Source organism: Zhengella sp., assembly GCF_041397485.1.
Classification (GTDB): Bacteria; Pseudomonadota; Alphaproteobacteria; order Rhizobiales; family Rhizobiaceae; genus Zhengella.
The window spans coordinates 80,986-99,319 of sequence record NZ_JAWKWO010000001.1 but is presented as its reverse complement, the minus strand read 5'-3'; the positions used below and the strand labels follow the sequence as shown (position 1 = coordinate 99,319).

The 18,334-nt window shown below is 63.0% G+C and carries 17 protein-coding genes; 14 read left to right on the top strand and 3 right to left on the bottom strand.

All coding sequences use genetic code 11. The annotated features are described in order from the left end of the window. Window positions 1-86 precede the first annotated feature (86 nt). From R3D65_RS00390 to R3D65_RS00380, 3 genes are all read left to right on the top strand, one after another. Window positions 87-374, top strand: a complete 288-nt coding sequence (locus tag R3D65_RS00390; protein ID WP_371273252.1) for a succinate dehydrogenase assembly factor 2 — start codon at window positions 87-89, stop codon at window positions 372-374. A 236-nt stretch (window positions 375-610) separates the two neighbouring features. Continuing rightward, window positions 611-4,099, top strand: coding sequence for a transcription-repair coupling factor (mfd, locus tag R3D65_RS00385; protein WP_371273251.1), 3,489 nt, complete (start codon window positions 611-613; stop codon window positions 4,097-4,099). Between the two features lie 80 nt (window positions 4,100-4,179). Next, window positions 4,180-5,355, top strand: coding sequence for a M20 aminoacylase family protein (locus R3D65_RS00380; RefSeq protein WP_371273250.1), 1,176 nt, complete (start codon window positions 4,180-4,182; stop codon window positions 5,353-5,355). Window positions 5,356-5,371: 16 nt separating this feature from the next. Here R3D65_RS00380 and R3D65_RS00375 read toward each other — a convergent pair whose 3' ends face one another. Genes R3D65_RS00375 through R3D65_RS00365 form a run of 3 tightly spaced genes read right to left on the bottom strand, consistent with a single transcriptional unit; the run spans window position 5,372 to window position 7,179 of the window. Beyond that, window positions 5,372-5,713 (bottom strand): DUF423 domain-containing protein, encoded by a 342-nt coding sequence (locus tag R3D65_RS00375; RefSeq protein ID WP_371273249.1) that lies wholly within the window; start codon window positions 5,711-5,713, stop codon window positions 5,372-5,374. Between the two features lie 15 nt (window positions 5,714-5,728). Further along, window positions 5,729-6,925 (bottom strand): beta-ketoacyl synthase, encoded by a 1,197-nt coding sequence (locus tag R3D65_RS00370; protein WP_371273248.1) that lies wholly within the window; start codon window positions 6,923-6,925, stop codon window positions 5,729-5,731. A 2-nt stretch (window positions 6,926-6,927) separates the two neighbouring features. Next, window positions 6,928-7,179, bottom strand: coding sequence for a phosphopantetheine-binding protein (locus tag R3D65_RS00365; protein WP_371273247.1), 252 nt, complete (start codon window positions 7,177-7,179; stop codon window positions 6,928-6,930). A 152-nt stretch (window positions 7,180-7,331) separates the two neighbouring features. Between R3D65_RS00365 and R3D65_RS00360 the strand changes: the two genes are divergently transcribed. From R3D65_RS00360 to R3D65_RS00310, 11 genes are all read left to right on the top strand, one after another. Further along, window positions 7,332-8,042 (top strand): lysophospholipid acyltransferase family protein, encoded by a 711-nt coding sequence (locus tag R3D65_RS00360; protein ID WP_371273246.1) that lies wholly within the window; start codon window positions 7,332-7,334, stop codon window positions 8,040-8,042. 144 nt (window positions 8,043-8,186) lie between these two features. Continuing rightward, window positions 8,187-10,253, top strand: a complete 2,067-nt coding sequence (locus tag R3D65_RS00355) for a VWA domain-containing protein (protein ID WP_371273245.1) — start codon at window positions 8,187-8,189, stop codon at window positions 10,251-10,253. Then, window positions 10,220-11,635: a vWA domain-containing protein gene (locus R3D65_RS00350; protein WP_371274325.1), complete on the top strand. Its 1,416-nt coding sequence runs from the start codon at window positions 10,220-10,222 to the stop codon at window positions 11,633-11,635. The genes R3D65_RS00355 and R3D65_RS00350 overlap by 34 nt, the downstream gene beginning before the upstream one ends. Before the next feature lie 56 nt (window positions 11,636-11,691). Continuing rightward, entirely contained in the window at window positions 11,692-11,757 is a 66-nt protein-coding gene (locus R3D65_RS00345; RefSeq protein ID WP_371274324.1) for a hypothetical protein, read from the top strand. A 263-nt stretch (window positions 11,758-12,020) separates the two neighbouring features. Further along, window positions 12,021-12,476, top strand: coding sequence for a hypothetical protein (locus R3D65_RS00340; protein WP_371273244.1), 456 nt, complete (start codon window positions 12,021-12,023; stop codon window positions 12,474-12,476). 342 nt (window positions 12,477-12,818) lie between these two features. Beyond that, window positions 12,819-12,959, top strand: coding sequence for a hypothetical protein (locus tag R3D65_RS00335; protein WP_371273243.1), 141 nt, complete (start codon window positions 12,819-12,821; stop codon window positions 12,957-12,959). A gap of 289 nt (window positions 12,960-13,248) precedes the next feature. Further along, complete coding sequence (locus R3D65_RS00330; RefSeq protein ID WP_371273242.1) at window positions 13,249-13,794, top strand: hypothetical protein; 546 nt, start codon at window positions 13,249-13,251, stop codon at window positions 13,792-13,794. A 483-nt stretch (window positions 13,795-14,277) separates the two neighbouring features. Next, window positions 14,278-14,457, top strand: a complete 180-nt coding sequence (locus R3D65_RS00325) for a hypothetical protein (protein ID WP_371273241.1) — start codon at window positions 14,278-14,280, stop codon at window positions 14,455-14,457. A gap of 2 nt (window positions 14,458-14,459) precedes the next feature. Continuing rightward, complete coding sequence (locus tag R3D65_RS00320) at window positions 14,460-14,834, top strand: hypothetical protein (RefSeq protein ID WP_371273240.1); 375 nt, start codon at window positions 14,460-14,462, stop codon at window positions 14,832-14,834. A 236-nt stretch (window positions 14,835-15,070) separates the two neighbouring features. Then, window positions 15,071-16,288, top strand: a complete 1,218-nt coding sequence (locus tag R3D65_RS00315; protein ID WP_371273239.1) for a DUF4214 domain-containing protein — start codon at window positions 15,071-15,073, stop codon at window positions 16,286-16,288. Window positions 16,289-16,679: 391 nt separating this feature from the next. Further along, the gene (locus tag R3D65_RS00310) at window positions 16,680-18,287 is read left to right on the top strand and encodes a DUF4214 domain-containing protein (RefSeq protein WP_371273238.1); all 1,608 of its coding nucleotides are present in this window, start codon (window positions 16,680-16,682) and stop codon (window positions 18,285-18,287) included. Window positions 18,288-18,334: the final 47 nt, after the last annotated feature.

Below are 18,334 nucleotides of genomic sequence, written 5' to 3'. Positions count from 1 at the left end.
GTGGAGGCTTGCGCGCGCGAAAGGCTGACAGGAACGCTTTTCACCTCTATATGCATCCCCAGACAATCGGAAACCATGGCAAGGCGATGACCGGAACCACCCACACCTCCGCTGACCTCGACACGCGCCGGCGCAAGATCATGTTTCGTGCGTGGCATCGCGGCATGCGGGAGATGGATCTGGTCTTCGGCGGATTCTGCGATGCCATGATTCGCGACCTTGATGATGAGGAGCTCGATCAGCTTGAAACGCTGATGGCCGAGAACGATCAGGATCTGTTCAAGTGGATCATGGGCGAGAAGCCGGTGCCGCCGGAGCATGATACGGCAATCTATCGAAAGATCCTGTCCCATCGGGACCGGATGACGTTCTGATCCCGAGCAATTCCAGCGAAAGTGTGAAGCGGTTTCGCGTCCGGGATTGCGGTGAGAGGAAAAGCAATTCCAGCGAAAGTGTGAAGCGGTTTCGCGTCCGGGATTGCGGTGAAAGGAAGAGCAATTCCAGCGAAAGTGTGAAGCGGTTTCGCGTCCGGGATTGCGTGAAGACAACGAGACAAGGCATTGCAGCGACTCATTGAAAAGCGGACATACTCTTTCCGGACGGACCTGCCATGACCTTGCTTGCACCGATCGGCGTGAGGCCCGATCTCCATCGTGCCGTCATCGTCGATGGCGTGGCCGACGGATACGAGGCCTTTACCCTGGCCCGTCTCTCGCAGGAGGCGGCGGCAAGCCGCCCGCTTGTCTTCGTGGCTAGGGACGGCGCGCGCATTCCGCAACTGGCCCAGGCACTCGCCTATGCCGCGCCGGGCGTGCCCGTGCTGGAATTGCCGGCCTGGGATTGCCTTCCCTATGATCGCGTTTCGCCGGGCGCGGATGCCGCGGCACGGCGCCTCGATGCACTGGCCGGCTTGATTGCGCTGGCGGAAAGGCCGCATCGGGCGATCGTTCTGATGTCGGCCAACGCGCTTTTGCAGCGCATGCCCCCGCGCGATGTCATCGCGGCCCAGAGCCTGACCCTGAAGCCCGGTAACCAGATTGCCATGGAAATGCTGATCCGGCGTCTGGAAACCAGCGGTTTCGAGCGCACCGGCACCGTGCGCGATGTCGGCGAATATGCCGTGCGCGGTGGTATTCTCGACCTGTTCGTGCCCGGTTCCGAAGAGCCGCTGCGCCTCGATTTCTTCGGTGACACGCTGGAATCGATTCGCGCCTTCGATCCCGCCACCCAGCGCACCACAGGCCAGCACAGGCAGATGCGGCTGGAAGCGATGAGCGAGGTTGCGCTGACACCGGAGACGATCAGCCGCTTCCGCCGCGCCTATATCGAAACCTTCGGTGCCCCCCAGCGCGATGACGCGCTGTACCAGTCGGTGACGGAAGGCCGGCGCTTCGCCGGCATGGAGCACTGGCTGCCGCTGTTCTACGACGGGCTCGAAACCGTTTTCGATCTTCTCCCGCATGCACCCTTTGTTTTCGATCACCTCGCCCATGAAGCCCTGGACGGGCGTGTGGCGCAGATTCGCGAGCATTACGAGGCGCGCCGCAACCAGGGCGACTTCGCCGGCGGCGTGCCCTATCGCCCCGTCCTGCCCGAAAGCCTTTACCTGACGCGCGAGGAAGCGGAGCGCCGGGCCGGCGAGCGGCTGAACATCACGCTCACACCGTTTGACCAGCCCTTCACCGAAGGGCGCTACATCCTGCATGCCGGTGCGCAGCAGGGGCGCAATTTCGCCGAGGAACGCGCCGACCCGAATGCCAATGTGTTCGACCACGTTGTCAGGCATGTTTCCGGCTTGAGGACGGCGGGAAACCGGGTCGTCATCGCCGGCTGGACGGAAGGATCGCTGGACCGCCTGTCGCAGATCCTGACCGAACACGGTCTCGGCGGCATGGAGCCTGCGGCCACGCTGGACGATGCGGCCCGGCTGAAGGGGCAGGCGATCGCGCTGTCGGTCCTGCCCGTCGAGCACGGTTTCACCGCGCCGGGTCTGGCGGTGATCGCCGAGCAGGACATGCTGGGCGACCGTCTCGTCCGGCGCTCGAAACGGCGCGGCAAGGGCGCCGACTTCATTTCCGAAGTGTCCTCGCTCGCCGCCGGCGATGTGGTCGTCCACGCCGAACACGGCATTGGCCGTTTCATGGGGCTGCGTACCATCGAGGCTGCCGGCGCACCGCATGACTGCCTCGAATTGCATTATGCCAGCGACGGCAAGCTCTTCCTGCCGGTCGAGAATATCGATCTTCTGTCGCGCTACGGCTCGGATGCCTCCGAGGCGGTGCTGGACCGGCTTGGCGGCGTGGCCTGGCAGGCGCGCAAGGCCAAGCTGAAGAAGAAGCTGCTGGAAATGGCCGGCCAGCTAATCCGGATCGCCGCAGAGCGTGAAATGCGCGGCGCGCCGAAGCTGGCGCCAGCCGATGGGCTGTATGGCGAATTCGCTGCCCGCTTCCCCTATGAGGAAACCGAGGACCAGCAGGCCGCCATCGACGCCATCATCGAGGATCTGGGCAAGGGCAAGCCGATGGACCGGCTGGTCTGCGGCGATGTCGGCTTCGGCAAGACGGAAGTGGCCCTTCGCGCCGCCTTCGTGGCGGCCATGGAAGGCTTGCAGGTTGCCGTCGTCGTGCCCACCACGCTGCTTGCCCGCCAGCATTTCAAGACCTTCTCGCAGCGCTTCGCCGGCCTGCCGGTCACCGTGCGCCAGGCATCGCGTTTCGTCGGTGCCAAAGATCTGGCCGAAACCAAGAAGGGCATTTCAGACGGTACGGTCGATATCGTTGTCGGAACCCATGCACTGCTCGGCACGAGCGTGCGTTTCGAAAGGCTTGGCCTTCTCATCATCGACGAGGAGCAGCATTTCGGCGTCAAGCACAAGGAGCGGCTGAAGGAACTGAAAAGCGATGTGCATGTGCTCACGCTCTCGGCTACGCCCATCCCGCGAACGCTGCAACTGTCATTGTCGGGCGTGCGGGAATTGTCCCTCATCACCACCCCGCCGGTCGACCGCATGGCCGTGCGCACCTTCATTTCGCCGTTCGACCCGGTTGTGATCCGCGAGACGCTGCTGCGCGAGCGCTATCGCGGCGGACAGAGCTTCTATGTCGTGCCGCGCATTGCCGACCTGGACGAGGTCAAGTCCTTTCTGGCCGAACATGTGCCGGAACTAAAGGTGGCCGTCGCCCATGGCCAGATTGCCGCCGGCGAGCTCGATGACATCATGAACGCCTTCTATGACGGCCAGTATGATGTGCTCTTGTCGACCACCATTGTCGAATCCGGCCTCGACATTCCCACCGCCAACACGATGATCGTGCATCGCGCAGACATGTTCGGCCTGGCCCAGCTCTACCAGTTGCGCGGCCGCGTGGGCCGGTCGAAACTGCGCGCCTATGCGCTGTTCACGCTGCCCGCCCGCAAGACGCTGACAGCGACCGCCGAGCGCCGCCTCAAAGTGCTGCAATCGCTCGACACGCTGGGCGCGGGCTTCCAGCTTGCCAGCCATGACCTCGACATTCGCGGCGCCGGCAACCTGCTGGGCGAGGAGCAATCGGGCCATATCCGCGAGGTGGGATATGAACTCTACCAGCAGATGCTGGAGGAAGCCGTGCAGGAAATCCGCGGCGAGGAGATCGCCAGCGATACCGGATGGTCGCCGCAGATTTCGGTCGGCACGTCGGTCATGATTCCGGAAAGTTATGTGCCGGACCTGCAATTGCGCATGGGCCTCTATCGCCGTCTGGCCGACCTCGCGACACCGCAGGAGATCGACGGCTTTGGTGCCGAACTCATCGACCGGTTCGGTCCGCTGCCCGACGAGGTGCAGCACCTGCTCAAGATCGTCTATATCAAGGCGCTGTGCCGCAAGGCCAATGTGGAAAAGCTCGACGCGGGACCGAAAGGCGTCGTCGTCCAGTTCCGCGACCGGCAGTTCCCCAATCCCGCCGCGCTCGTGCAATATATCGCGGGGCAGGGGTCGCTGGCCAAGATCCGGCCGGATCAGAGCGTGTTCCTCATGCGCGACCTGCCGAACCAGGAAAAGCGCCTGGCCGGTGCGGCCGTGGTCATGACGCAACTGGCCAGGCTGGCCGAGGCAGCGTGACCGGCCGCGGCTGGCGCCGCGCCGCCAGCCGGCCTATGTAGTATGAGAAAGCCCAAACTGCCCACCATTCAGGACATCGCATGGCTCCCATCGACGAAATCGCCCGCAACGTAACCCACCTGACCGATTGGCGGCGCGCCCTGCATGCCCATCCCGAACTGCTTTATGACGTTCACCGCACCGCCGGTTTCGTGGCCGACCGGCTGCGCGATTTCGGCTGCGACGAGGTGGTGACCGGGATCGGGCGCACCGGCGTCGTCGGCGTGGTGAAGGGGCGGAGCGACACGAAGGGCCAGGTGATCGGCCTGCGCGCCGACATGGACGCCTTGCCCATCGTCGAGATCACCGGCAAGGCCTGGGCTTCCACGACGTCCGGCAAGATGCATGCCTGCGGCCATGACGGGCATACGACCATGCTGCTGGGCGCGGCCGAATGGCTTGCCAGGACGCGGCAGTTCGACGGCACGGTTGTCTTCATCTTTCAGCCGGCCGAGGAAGGCGGGGCGGGCGGCAAGGCCATGGTGGACGATGGCCTGATGGAGCGGTTCGCCATTCAGCGGGTCTTCGGCATGCATAACCTGCCGGGTCTTCCTGTCGGCCAGTTCGCCATGCGGGTCGGCCCCATCATGGCGGCAGCCGATCACTTCTCGATTCAACTGGAAGGGAAGGGTGGCCACGCGGCCCTGCCGCACACCACGGTGGACACCACGCTTGTCGCCGCCCACCTCATCACCAGCCTGCAATCCATCGTGTCGCGCACGGTCGATCCGGTGGAAAGCGCCGTCCTGTCGGTAACCTCCATGCGCACCGACACCGATGCACACAATGTCATCCCGCAGAATGTTGCCCTCAAGGGCACGGTGCGCACCCTGTCCGAGACGGTGCGTGATGAAGTGCGCGCCCGGATGGCCGCGATGATCGAGACCGTACCGGCCGCCTTCGGCGCAAAGGCGGCGCTGTCCTATCGCACCGGCTATCCGGTCACGGTCAACCACGCCCAGGAAACCGGGCTGGCCCTTGAAGCCGCTCGCGAGATCGCGGGGTTCGACAAGGTCGTGCCCGACTGCGCGCCGATGATGGGGGCGGAAGATTTCTCCTTCATGCTCAACGCCCGGCCCGGCGCCTTCATCTTCCTGGGCAATGGCGACAGCGCATCGCTTCACCATCCGGCCTATGATTTCGACGATGCCGCCATTCCCCATGGCGTCAGCTACTGGGTACGCCTGACCGAACGGCTTTTGCCCCTGACCAATTGAATCGTCTTGATACCTGTCACCCGCGCCGGGCGAAAACCCCGGCGGCGGTGACTGCCAGCCAACCACCAATCATCATCAGGCCGCCTGTTGGCGCCGCCATCGGGAACAGGCGGGTGCCGGTGAACGCGCGCGCCAGCAGGTCGCCCGCAAACAGCATGAGCCCGGCGGCGAGACGTGCGATTGCAAGGCCGCGCAGCCATCCGGCCGGGAACAGGCCCAGCGCCAGGAAGGCGGGCGCATGGAAAAGCATCATCTGCGCGGCGGTGCCGATGTGTTCGCCGCCCGCATGGGCCGCATAGGCCGACAGCGCGACGCCGCCCGCGCCGCAAAGTCCGCCGATCAGGAATGCCGGACGCATGATCGGCCCCTCTCCCTATTCGGCCTTTTGCAAGATGAGCGCCACATTGTGACCGCCAAAGGCAAACGAGTTGGAAAGCGCGAATTCTGCGGAAACTGGCCGGCTGGCATTGGGCACCACGTCGAGCGGGCACTCCGGATCCGGCTCCTCGAAATTCATTGTCGGCGGCGCGAACTGGCCTTCGAGCGCCAGCAGCGTGGCGATGCCCTCGATGGCACCGGCTGCGGCGATCGTGTGGCCATGGATCGATTTGGTGCTGGAGACCGGCGGCGGATTTGCGCCAAAGATCGCGCGGATCGTCGCTGCCTCGACAATGTCATTCTGTCGCGTACCGGTGCCATGCGCGTTGACATAGCCGATGTCTTGCGGGCCGATGCCGGCCCGCTTCAGCGCCCTGCGGATCGCCTCGACCTGCCCTTCCTGGCTGGGCTTGACCAGGTCGGCGGCATCCGAACTGGCACCGGTTCCGGCAACATAGCCCAGAATCCGTGCGCCTCGGGCGCGGGCATGGCCTTCGCTCTCCAGGATGACCACCGCCGCACCTTCACCCAGAACCATGCCCTTGCGGGTGGCGCTGAACGGGCGGCACGTGTCGGAACTGACCACCTTGAGCTGATCCCAGCCCAGGAGGATGGTTTCTGTCAGCGCCGATTCCGTGCCCCCGGATACGACCACTTCGGCCTCACCCGAAAGGATGGCGCTGCAGCCCGCCGCAATGGCGGCCGACGAAGATGAGCAGGCACTGGAGACCGTGCTGGACGGACCCTTGATGCCCCAGGCAATCGACAGCGCGGCCGCCGGCGCGCTTGGCATGATCTTCGGGACCGAGAAGGGGTGCGGCTTGCGCCCGTCGCGGAAATAGCGGCGATAGCCTTCCTCTAGCGTATTGCCGCCGCCAAGCGCTGTGCCGAACAGGATGGTTGCGTCCGCCAGTTCGGCTGAACCCTTTTCAAGGCCCGCCATTTCCATGGCTTCCCTGGCGGCGACAAGCGCCAGATGCGACAGCCGGTCAAACCGCGAAGACAGGTCCACGCCACTGGCCGCCAGCACATTGTCATCGATTCGCGCCAGCGGCATGTCGCGCGCCACGAGGCCGCCGATCGGACAGGGCGCGATTGCGACGCGACCCTGCACCAGGGTGTCGCGGAACTCGGCAATGGTCGAGGCATTCGCCGTGAGTACGCCGAGGCCGGTGACTGCTACGCGCGTCATGGTTACGGATGTTCTTTGATCAGGGTGTAGATCTGGCCGATGGTGACGTCGTCATCGATGTTCAATTCGTTGATATCGAGACTGTATTCGGCGCCGAACTTGTCCTCCATCTTGAAGACGATGTCGGCAAGATCGAGCGAATCGATCCCCGTTTCGGCAACTTTCGTGTCTGCATGGATGCCCTTGTCGGGAAATTCCTCGTTCAGGAGCTGCAGGAAACTGTCGAGACTGACCTTCATGCGAAATCGATCCACCCTGATGACTGCTGTATTTGACCCGGATTTTGAACTCCCATATATCAGCGCCCGTAATTTTGATAGCCCACCGGCTCGAATCGGTTCTTCGGGACATGCCTTTCCGGCCGGGCCGGCCTTCGCCATACCTTTGCGGGATTGCTGAAAACCGGATGTCCAAGCTTCGCAGTTTCAAGAAGCGCGTGCTCAGGTCGCGCCCTGTCACGGCCATTCTTGTCGCGCTGGCGCATGCCTGGCTCGCCTTCGTCTTCCGGACGAACCGTCTTGTCCCGTCGTCCGACCGGCTCGAAACGCCGGACGGAATCGATTTCCCCGTGATCGTGGCGCTGTGGCATGGCCAGCACTTCATGGTGCCCTTCCTGCGCCCCAGTGGCATGCCTTTCGCGACCATGCTTTCCACCAGCGCCGATGCCGAACTGAACGCGATGCTGGTCGAACGCATGGGCATGCATGTGATACGCGGTTCGGGCGGGCGCGATGGTGATGGCATCCGGCTTGAAAAGCGCGGGGCCCAGGCGCTGATCGACCTCGTCCGCTGCCTCCGCAAGGGCATGAACGTTGCGACCATCGCCGATATTTCCAAAGGGCAAGCGAGGGAAGCGGGCGAAGGCATCGTCCGGCTGGCAATGGCATCCGGCCGCCCTGTCGTGCCGCTCGCCTATGCCACCAGCCGCCATGTCCGCTTCGAAAAGGCCTGGGACAAGGCGGTCATGAACCTGCCTTTCGGCCGGGCCTGTATCAGGATCGGCGAACCGGTATTCGTCGACAGGAAGGCTGATGCCGCTGCGATCGAGGCGGCGCGCCGCCACATTACCGGCGAATTGAACCGCGTCACCGACGCGGCCTATGCAGCCGTTGGCTGAATCCGGTTCCTGCCGCAATACCTGCAAGCGCGCCGCCCATCCGGCCGGTGCTGTCCCATTGACAGCCGTCAATGAACTACGGCCCGCCACGGCCTCAGATACAAGAAATTGTATGTGTTGTCCGGCAGGAAAGGCGACAGCGTCATGGCGATCGATGGCACACTTGGAAACGACATCCTCCTTGGAACACCGCTCCCGGACGAAATCCTGGCAGATGCGGGAGACGATATCGTAAAAGGCGGCGCAGGCGCGGACATCATTTTCGGCCATGATGGCGACGACATCATCGATGGTGAGGATGGCGACGACGAGCTGCATGGTGACGGATCGGCTTGCGAGGATGGCAGCGACGACGTTGACCGGACGCCGGTCACCACGTTCAACATAGGCACCATTCCCTCCACCGGCCAGAGCCTGTCGATCAGCCTGACCGCGCCGGACGAAAGCTGCCAGACATCCGAGAACGTTTACGGTTTCGTGAGCCAGACCGGTTTGCAGCAGGTCGTGAACATCGCCTTCGTGCTGGACATATCAGAAAGCACGGTGCCAGACGCAATTGGTGGCGCATTCCCCCTGCCGGACGTGAATGGCGACGGCTTCGCCGATACGATCCTGGATGCCGAGATCGCGGCGTTTGAGGCGCTTGTCAATTCGATGATCGCGACGCCGGAACTGTCCAACGCAAATGTGGCGCTGATCCCGTTTCAGACGACAGCGACAACCGCGCTCCAGACGACGGCGAGCGCCGACATTGACAATGACGGAATTCCGGACCTGACGGAGGCGGCACGGGCCCTGCGGGCTTCGGGCGGAACCGATTTCGAATCCGGCTTGCAGCAGGCGGAGACATTCTTCCTCGGCGCGCCGGCCGGCACCGACATCCTGTTCTTCATCTCCGATGGGCAGGATTTCAGCCCGACCTTCAACGACGAGGTGCAGCGCCTTCTGGCTGCCGGCGTCGACATCCGCGCCTTCGGCGTCGGCCAGAATGCCAACGCGCCGCAGCTCGACCTTGTCGACGACGGACTCCTCAACAGTTCCCAGACCATCGTGCTCGATCCCAGCCAACTGTCCGATGCGCTGATCGACATCGCACTCGATCCGGCCGACATTGCCCGCGTCGAGCTTCTGGTCGATGGCGCCGTCGTCGCCACGCTTCTGCCGGGCCAATTGACCGCCACGCCCTTCGGCCTGCGCTACGATGCCACGCTGACCGGCCTGTCCGTCGGTGCCGACGAGACGGTCACGGCCCGCGTGATCGCCACCGACGGCGCGTCCACCACCGTTTCGACGACGCAGGTTCTGGAAGGTGATTGCGGTGACGATTGCTGCGGCGAGCCGGGCGATGACATGATCCGCGGCGGGGCGGGTAACGACACCATCTACGGCAATGGCGGCGACGACATCATCGACGGCGAGGATGGCGACGATGTCATCTATGGCGATGACGACTGGCGCGCCGTGACCGACAATGCGGATCGGACACCGATCACCACCTTCAATGTGGGCACGATTCCCTCGACCGGCCAGGGCCTGTCAATCAGCCTGACCGCGCCCGATGAGTCTTGCCAGACCAGCGAGGACGTCCATGGCTTCGTCAGCCGTGGCCCGGTCGGCTCGGTTCAGGACATCCTGTTCGTCATCGACACCTCCGGCAGCACCAACGCCACCTTTGTCGGCCAGTCGACCGTCGGTGATCTCAATGGCGATGGACTGTCCAACACCATCCTCGATGCCGAGATCGCCGGCTTCGAGGCGCTCCTGGACGAGATCATCAGCGCTGGTGAGAGCAATGCCCGCATCGGTGTGGCGGAATTCTACGATATCGGCCGCATGGTGATCGACACGACGGCAACCGCCGATGTGGACAGCAATGGCGTCTACGATGTCGTCGATGCACTTCGCAGCCTGCTTTATGGCGGAAACACGAACTTCGAAGCCGGCCTCCAGCAGGCGGAGACCTTCTTCGCCGGGACGGCCGCCGGGGCGGGCACGCTGCTCCTTGTCGACTCCGTCAGCACAACACGCCGACCACCGACCCGGCCGATTATGCCGACGAGGTGCAGCGGCTTCTGGCCGCCGGCATCGACATCCGCGCCTTCGGCGTCGGCCAGAATGCCAGCGCACCGCAGCTCGACCTCGTCGATGACGGGCTGTCGAACAATTCCCAGACCATCGTGCTCGATCCCAGCCAGTTGTCGACCGCACTGATCGACACCGGCATCGATCCGGCCGACATTGCCCGCGTCGAGCTTCTGGTCGATGGTGCCGTCGTCGCCACGCTTCTGCCGGGGCAATTGACCGCCACGCCCTTCGGCCTGCGCTACGATGCCACGCTGACCGGCCTGTCGGTGGGTGCCGACGAGACGGTCACGGCCCGCGTGATCGCCACCGACGGCGCGTCCACCACCGTATCGACGACGCAGGTTCTGGAAGGCGATTGCGGTGACGATTGCTGCGGCGAGCCGGGCGATGACATGATCCGCGGCGGGGCGGGCAACGACACCATCTATGGCAATGGCGGCGACGACATCATCGACGGCGAGGATGGCGACGACATCATCTACGGCGACGACGAGTGCTGCGACGACGCCACGGGCGGCACGGACAATGCCGACCGCACGCCGGTGACGACCTATTCGGTCGGCACCATTCCTTCGACCGGCCAGGACCTGTCGATCAGCCTGACCGCGCCCGATGAAAGCTGCCAGACCAGCGAGGACGTCTATGGCTTCGTCAGCCGTGGCCCGGTCGGCTCGGTTCAGGACATCCTGTTCGTCATCGACACCTCCGGCAGCACCAATTCGACCTTTGTCGGCCAGTCGACGGTGGGTGACCTGAACAATGACGGCGTTTCCAACACCATCCTGGATGCCGAGATCGCCGGCTTCGAGGCCCTGTACAACGCCATTGTCGGCAGCGCCGGCCTGACGGGCAGCCGCATCGGCATTGTCGAGTTCAACACCGGCGCCAGCATCGTGCTGGACACCACCGCCACTGCCGATCTGGATGCCAACGGCATTGCCGATGTGCTGGATGCGCTGCGCGGGCTCAACGATACCGGCGTGACCAATTTCGAAGCCGCTTTGCAGCAGGCGGAGACCTTCTTCGCCGGCACGGCCGCCGGGGCGGGCACGCTGTTCTTCCTGTCGGACGGCCAGCACAACACGCCGACCACCGACCCGGCCGATTATGCCGACGAGGTGCAGCGGCTTCTGGCCGCCGGCATCGACATCCGCGCCTTCGGCGTCGGCCAGAATGCCAGCGCGCCGCAGCTCGACCTCGTCGATGACGGGCTGTCGAACAATTCCCAGACCATCGTGCTCGATCCCAGCCAGTTGTCGACCGCACTGATCGACACCGGCATCGATCCGGCCGACATTGCCCGCGTCGAGCTTCTGGTCGATGGCGCCAAGCCGCCATCAGCTTCTGCCGGGCAATTACCGCCACGCCCTTCGGCCTCGCGCTACGATGCCACGCTGACCGGCCTATCCGTCGTCGGTGCTGACGACGGCCGACGGCCCGGATTCTGCCACCGACGGCGCGTCCACCACCGTAGGTCAGACGACGCAGGTTCTGGAAGGCGATTGTGATGATTGCTGTGCGAGCCGGGCGATGACATGATCCGCGGCGGGCGGGCAACGACACCATCTACGGCAATGGCGGCGACGACATCATCGACGGCGAGGATGGGCGACGATGTCATCTACGGTGACGACGGCGAGTGCTGCGACGACACCACGGGCGGCACGGACAATGTCATCGCACGCTGGTGACGACCTATTCGTCGGCAGGCACCATTCCTTCGACTCATCGGCCAGGACCTGTCGATCAGCCTGACCGCCTGATGAAAGCTGCCAGACCAGCGAGGACGTCTATGGCTTCGTCAGCCGTGGCCCGGTCGGCTCGGTTCAGGACATCCTGTTCGTCATCGACACCTCCGGCAGCACCAATTCGACCTTTGTCGGCCAGTCGACGGTGGGTATTCCGAACAATGACGGCGTTTCCAACACCATCCTGGATGCCGAGATCGCCGGCTTCGAGGCCCGTACAACGCCATTGTCGGCAGCGCGCCCGACAGGCAGCCGCATCATTGCTGTCGAGTTCAACACCGGCGCCAGCATCGTGCCGACACCACCGCCACTCGCCGATCTTGATGCCAACGGCATTGCCGATAAGCATATTGCGCTGCGTGGGCTCAACGATACCGGCGTGACCACCTTCGAAGCCGCTTTGCAGCAGGCGGAGACTTTCTTCGCCGGCACGGCCGCCGGCTGGGGTGGCACGCTGTTCTTCCTGTCGGACGGCCAGCACAACACGCCGACCACCAGACCCGGCCGATTATGCCGACGAGGCGCGGCTCTGGCCGGTATCGACATCCGCGCTTCGGCGTCGGCCAGAATGCCAGCGCGTCGCAGCTCGACCCGTCGATGATGGCTGTCGAACAATTCCTAGACCATCGTGCTCGATCCCAGCCAGTTGTCGACCGCACTGATCGACACCGGCATCGATCCGGCCGACATTGCCCGCGTCGAGCTTCTGGTCGATGGCGCCGTCGTCGCCACGCCTCGCCAGTACTGACGGCCACGCCTCTTCGGCCTGCGCTACGATGCCACGCTGACCGGCCTGTCCGCCGGTGCTGACGAGCCGACACGGCCTGCGTACCGCTACTCGACGGCGCGTCCACCACCGTATCGACGACGCAGGTTCTGGAAGACGATTGCGGCGTGACGATTGCTGCGGCGAGCCGGGCGATGACATGATCTCCGCGGCGGGGTGGGCAACGACACCATCTATGGCAATGGCGGCGACGACATCATCGACGGCGAAGATGGCGACGATGTCATCTACGGCGACGACGAGCGCGCTGCGACGACGCCACGGGCGGCACGGACAATGCCGACCGCACGCCGGTGACGACGATAAGCCCGCACCACCTCGACCGGCCAGGACCCGTCGTCGATCAGCCTGACCGCGCCCGATGAAAGCTGCCAGACCAGCGAGGACGTTCATGGCTTCGTCAGCCGCGGCCCGGTCGGCTCGGTTCAGGATATCCTGTTCGTCATCGACACTCCAGCACCACCGACCTTATTGGCCGGGCGACGTGGGCGACTGAACAATGACGGCGTTTCCAACACCATCCTGATACGCCGAGATCGCCGGCTTGAGGCCCTGTACAACGCCATCGTCGAAGGCGCGGCTCTGAATGGGCAGCCGCCGCATCGGCATTGTCGAGTTCAACACCGGCGACAGCATCAAAAGCTGGACACCGCCACTGCCGATTCGATGCCAACGGCATTGCCGATGCTGGACAGATGGTGCGGCTCAACATACCGGCGTGACCACTTCGAGGCCGCTTGCAGCAGCAGGCGTGAGACCTTCGCCGGGCACGCGCCGCCGCCGGGCGGGTATCGCTGTTTTTCCTGTTTGGACGGCCACAACACGCCGACCACCGACCCGGCCGATATGCCGACGAGGTGCAGCGCTTCTGGCCGCCGGCATCGACATCCGCGCCTTCGGCGTCGGCCAGAATGGCGCAGCTGCAGCTCGACTCGTCGATGACGGGCTGTCGAACAATTCCCGCACCATCGTGCTCGATCCCAGCTGGGCTGGTCGACCGCACCGACTTACACCGGCATCGATCCGGCCGACATTGCCCGCGTCGAGCTTCTGGTCGATGGCGCCGTCGTCGCCACGCTTCGCCGGGGCAATTGACCGCCACGCCCTTCGGCCTGCGCTGGCGATACGCTGACCGGCCTTGTCCGTCGGTGCCGACGATGGTCACGGCCCGCGTGATCGCCATTACCGACGGCGCGTCGACCACCGTATCGAGACGCAGGTTCTGGAAGGCGACGGGACGATTGCTGCGGCGAGCCTGGCGATGACATGATCCGCGGCGGGGCGGGCAACGATTGTTCGGTCGCGAGCGGCACGGCGGCGACGACATCATCGACGGCAGAGACAGACGACATCATCTACGGCGACGACGAGTGCTGCGACGACGCTCACGGGCGGCACGGACAATGCCGACCGTACGCCGGTGATTCGGTCGGCACTATTCCCATTCCGCCAGGACCTGTCGATCAGCCTGACCGCGTCTGGGATAAAGCCGCCAGACCAGCGAAGATGCGCCCATGGCTTCGTCAGCCGGACAGGTTTGCAGCAGGTCGTCAACATTGCGTTTGTCATCGATATTTCGGAAGCACGATCCCTAACCCGATCGGCGTCGTAGACCGTGCCGGACGTCAATGGCGACGGCTTTGCCGACACCATCCTCGATGCGGATATTGTTTTCCTCGAGGCCCTGGTCAATGCCATGGCCAATGATCCGGGGTTTGCAAATGCGCTCATTCCGTTCGAGGACAATGCCTCCATCGTGCGGTTGCAGGCGCCGGCCAATGCCGACATCAGATAATGATGGCGTTTTCGACCTTGTCGGCTGTGCGGGCGCTGAGGCATCTCGGGCGGCACCGATTTCGAGGCCGGCTTGCAGCAGGTCAGGAAACCTTTTTCCAGACCTTGCCGGCGGGAACCGATATCCTGTTCTTCCTTGTCGAGCGACAGATCCAGCCTGACCTTCGAGATGAGGTCCAGCGCTCAAGCCTGATGGCGTCGATATTCGTGCTCGTCGGCAACAGCGTGGACTCGGCACAGCTCGACCTGCTGGACGACCGATCGAACAATTCCCAGACGGTTGTCAGTGACTCCGAGCCAGCCGCAGCCGATGCGGTCATCGACATCTCCTCAACCTGGCCGAGATCGCACGTGTCGAGATCCTGGTCGATGGCTTGATTGTCGCGACATTGCAGCCGGCCCAGCTGACCGCCACGCCTTCCTTCGGCCTGCGCCAGATGCCACGCTGACCGGCTTGTCGGTGGGTGCCGACGAGACGGTCACGCGCGGGTGATCGCCACCGACGGGTCTGCGACCATGGCTTCCGGCTCGCCACGCAGGTCCTGGAAGGCAATTGCGAGACACCTTTGCGCTGAAACGCAGGGCAATGACGTGATCTACGGCGGGCAGGCAACATGACCATCTTCGGCAATGGCGGTGGCGAGGACTTCATCGCTCCCGGCACGGGCACCAACGTGGTGGATGGCGGGCTCGGCGTGGACACCGTCATGTTCGACGAAAGGTCGGGCGATTACGCCATTTCCTATGCCGGGGGCGTGGTCACGGTCCGGCATCTCGTGACCGGCGAGACCAACACGTTGAGAAACGTGGAGCGCCTGCAGTTCACCGAGCGCGACGGGCTGATGCACACCGCCCCGAGCTTCGCGAACGCCGCGCCACTGTCGGTTCACGAAAACCGGGCGGCCGGCGAAAGCGTCGGGGTCGTCTCGGCCTTCGATCCCGATCCGGGTGATTCCGTTATCTACCGGATCGCCGCGGACAGCGCCGGTGCATTCGCCATCGATCCGCTCACCGGAGAACTGACGATTACCCGCAGCCTGTCCTACGCCTCGTCCAGCGAACTGGATGTGGTGGTCGAGGCGCAGGACGTGTTCGGCAACCGCGCTTATGCGGACCTGTCGGTTTCTGTGGTCCAGAACCCGGTCATACCGGTCAACGGTACGAACGATGCCGATATCGTGTATTCCACGAATGCCGACGAGCAATTTTTCCTGCAGGGTGGAAACGACACCGCTTATGCGGGCGGCGGTTCCGACAAGTATGACGGCGGCGAGGGGACAGACCAGGTCAAGTACCAGTTCTATCGCTCCCAGGTGATTGTCGACAAGATGGGCGATGGTTCCGTCACCGTCGACAAGTACCTGCTAAAGGGTCAGGATGAGCTCACGTCCATCGAGCGCATCGATCTGCTGGATGGCGATTACGTCTTCGACATCGACTCCGACAACCTCGGATTCGGCTACCGTATCTATCAAGCCTCCTTCGGCCGCACGCCGGACGAGGGCGGCGTACGGTTCTGGATCGGTGTGCTCGATACGCTGGACGATCAGGGCTTTTCGGAATTGGGCAAGCAGCAATATGTGGCCAATGCCTTCATCAACTCCCTGGAATTCCAGAGCCTTTATGGGACCAACCCGTCGAACTTCGAATATATCGATGCGATGTACCAGAACGTGCTGTTCCGGCTCCCCGATCAGGAAGGGTATGATTTCTGGGTCGGCGGCATGGAAGCCGGCCTGAGCCGCGAGGATATCCTGATTGCCTTCACCCAGAGCCAGGAAAACATAAACAACAACATCGCCAACCTCGATGACGGGGTCTGGGTGGTCTGAACCGGTCAAAAGGAAAAGTGCGGCTGCATCTTCGCTGAACCATTGTGCGGTTGCCGCGCAGGTGCAGCCGGCGCGAAAGGTTTACAATTCGGAGCATGTAAGGAATAGTATAAAATTAGACACATCTTAAATAGATGACCCGAGGGAGGGTGCCATGGCCTATGTTCATGTGCCGGATAATCTGGTTCAGACGACGGCGACTGGCGATCCCAAAATGGACGGCCTGCTGTGGGGCTGGCACTGGGGTGAGACATTCTGGGGCTAGTCGTTTCCGCCGAGCCCGGCTGAGTACCTCACTCCCAATCCGTTCAACTATAATGGCTATCTCGGCTATGCTTATGAATCGATTGGCGGTTTCCAGCCATTCAACAGCCTTCAGCAGCAGCAGATCGTGTCGGCTGTCTCCAATATCGAGACTTTTCTGCCGGTCGAGTTTGTCTCCAATGCGGTCCTCGGACAAAGCGCACCGGTGGTCTTCCGGTTCGCCATAGCCGACAGCATCGACTACGGTTACGGTTTCAACGGGATCGGGCAACCCTATGATCCGCATGGTCCTGGCGGTGGACGATCAGCCGAGGCCGCGGTCCCGGATCCGTTCCAGATGAATTGGCGGGCGACTGGGGACACCTGGTATATCGCAAATGCCTATGATGCTCCGGTGCCCGGCGGATTCTCCAATGCAGCCGGGCTTTTGCACGAGTTCGGCCATGCCCTGGGTCTGAAGCATGGCCATGGCGAGCAGCCGGTCTTCAACATGACGAACGTCATCACCGATCAGTTCGGAAATGTCTTTGCCGAACCTGCCTTCGTCGGGACGGCGCCGAAACTGCCCGACCCGTTCGATACCCAGGAATATTCGATCATGACCTACCGGGTCTATGAAGGCGATGATCCGTTCGATTTCGTGTCGCCGGATCTTCCGTCCAACATGGTCGATTATCCGTGGACGTTCATGATGCTGGATATTGCGGCCCTGCAATATCTTTACGGAGCCAATTTCGGGGCCGGATCGAATCCGGGAGACACGGTCTACAGTTTCGATCCCGTCACCGGCGCCATGACGACGGTTGACACCGTCGACGGGAGCGAAACGACCGCGCAGTCCCTCAGGGGCAGGATATTCCTCACGGTTTGGGATGGCGACGGAAACGACACGTTCGATTTCGGCAATTACTCCGGCGACATGGATATCAGTCTTCTTCCAGGCGAATTTTCCACATTCTCGCCCGACCAGGTCGCCCATCTCGGGGAAGGGCTGTTTGCAAAGGGAAATGTGGCAAACCCGCTTCTTTACAACAACGACACGCGCTCCCTGATCGAGAATGTGAATACCGGCGGCGGAAATGACAGGGTTTTCGGCAACCTTGCCGACAATACGATCAGGACGGGCGCAGGTGACGACGAGGTCCGGGGGTCGTCCGGTTCCGACATGATTTTCGGCGGATCCGGTTTCGACCGCGTCCTGTATGATTCCCAGCGAAGCGAGAATGCCGTCGATCTCGTCACGGCCAACCGGGTCACGGTTGCAAGCCAGGGCGATACCGACACTCTGGAGGACATCGAGAAAATCATCTTCAGTGACGGTTCTCTGATCTTCGATGTCACATCCGGCAATCTCGGCTTCGGCTACCGCATCTATCAGGCCGCCTTCGGGCGAACGCCGGACGAGGGCGGTCTGCGCTTCTGGATCGACGTGCTGGATACGCTCGATTCATGGGGCTACAGCAACTATCAGAAGCAGCAATATGTCGCCCGGGAATTCAATGAATCCCAGGAATTCCAGAGCCTCTACGGCGCCAATCCAAGCCATTTCGACTATATCGATGCGATGTATCAGAACGTCCTTTACCGGCTTCCGGACCAGCAGGGCTACGACTTCTGGGTCGGTGGCATGAACCAGGGACTGACCGAGGAGGACATCCTGATCGCCTTTTCGGAAAGTGTTGAAAACAAGAACAACAATATCGACAACCTGGATGATGGCGTCTGGGTTGTCTGACATCCGCAAAATGCCATGCCGTCCGGTTTCCTCTAGGCCGCGCCTGT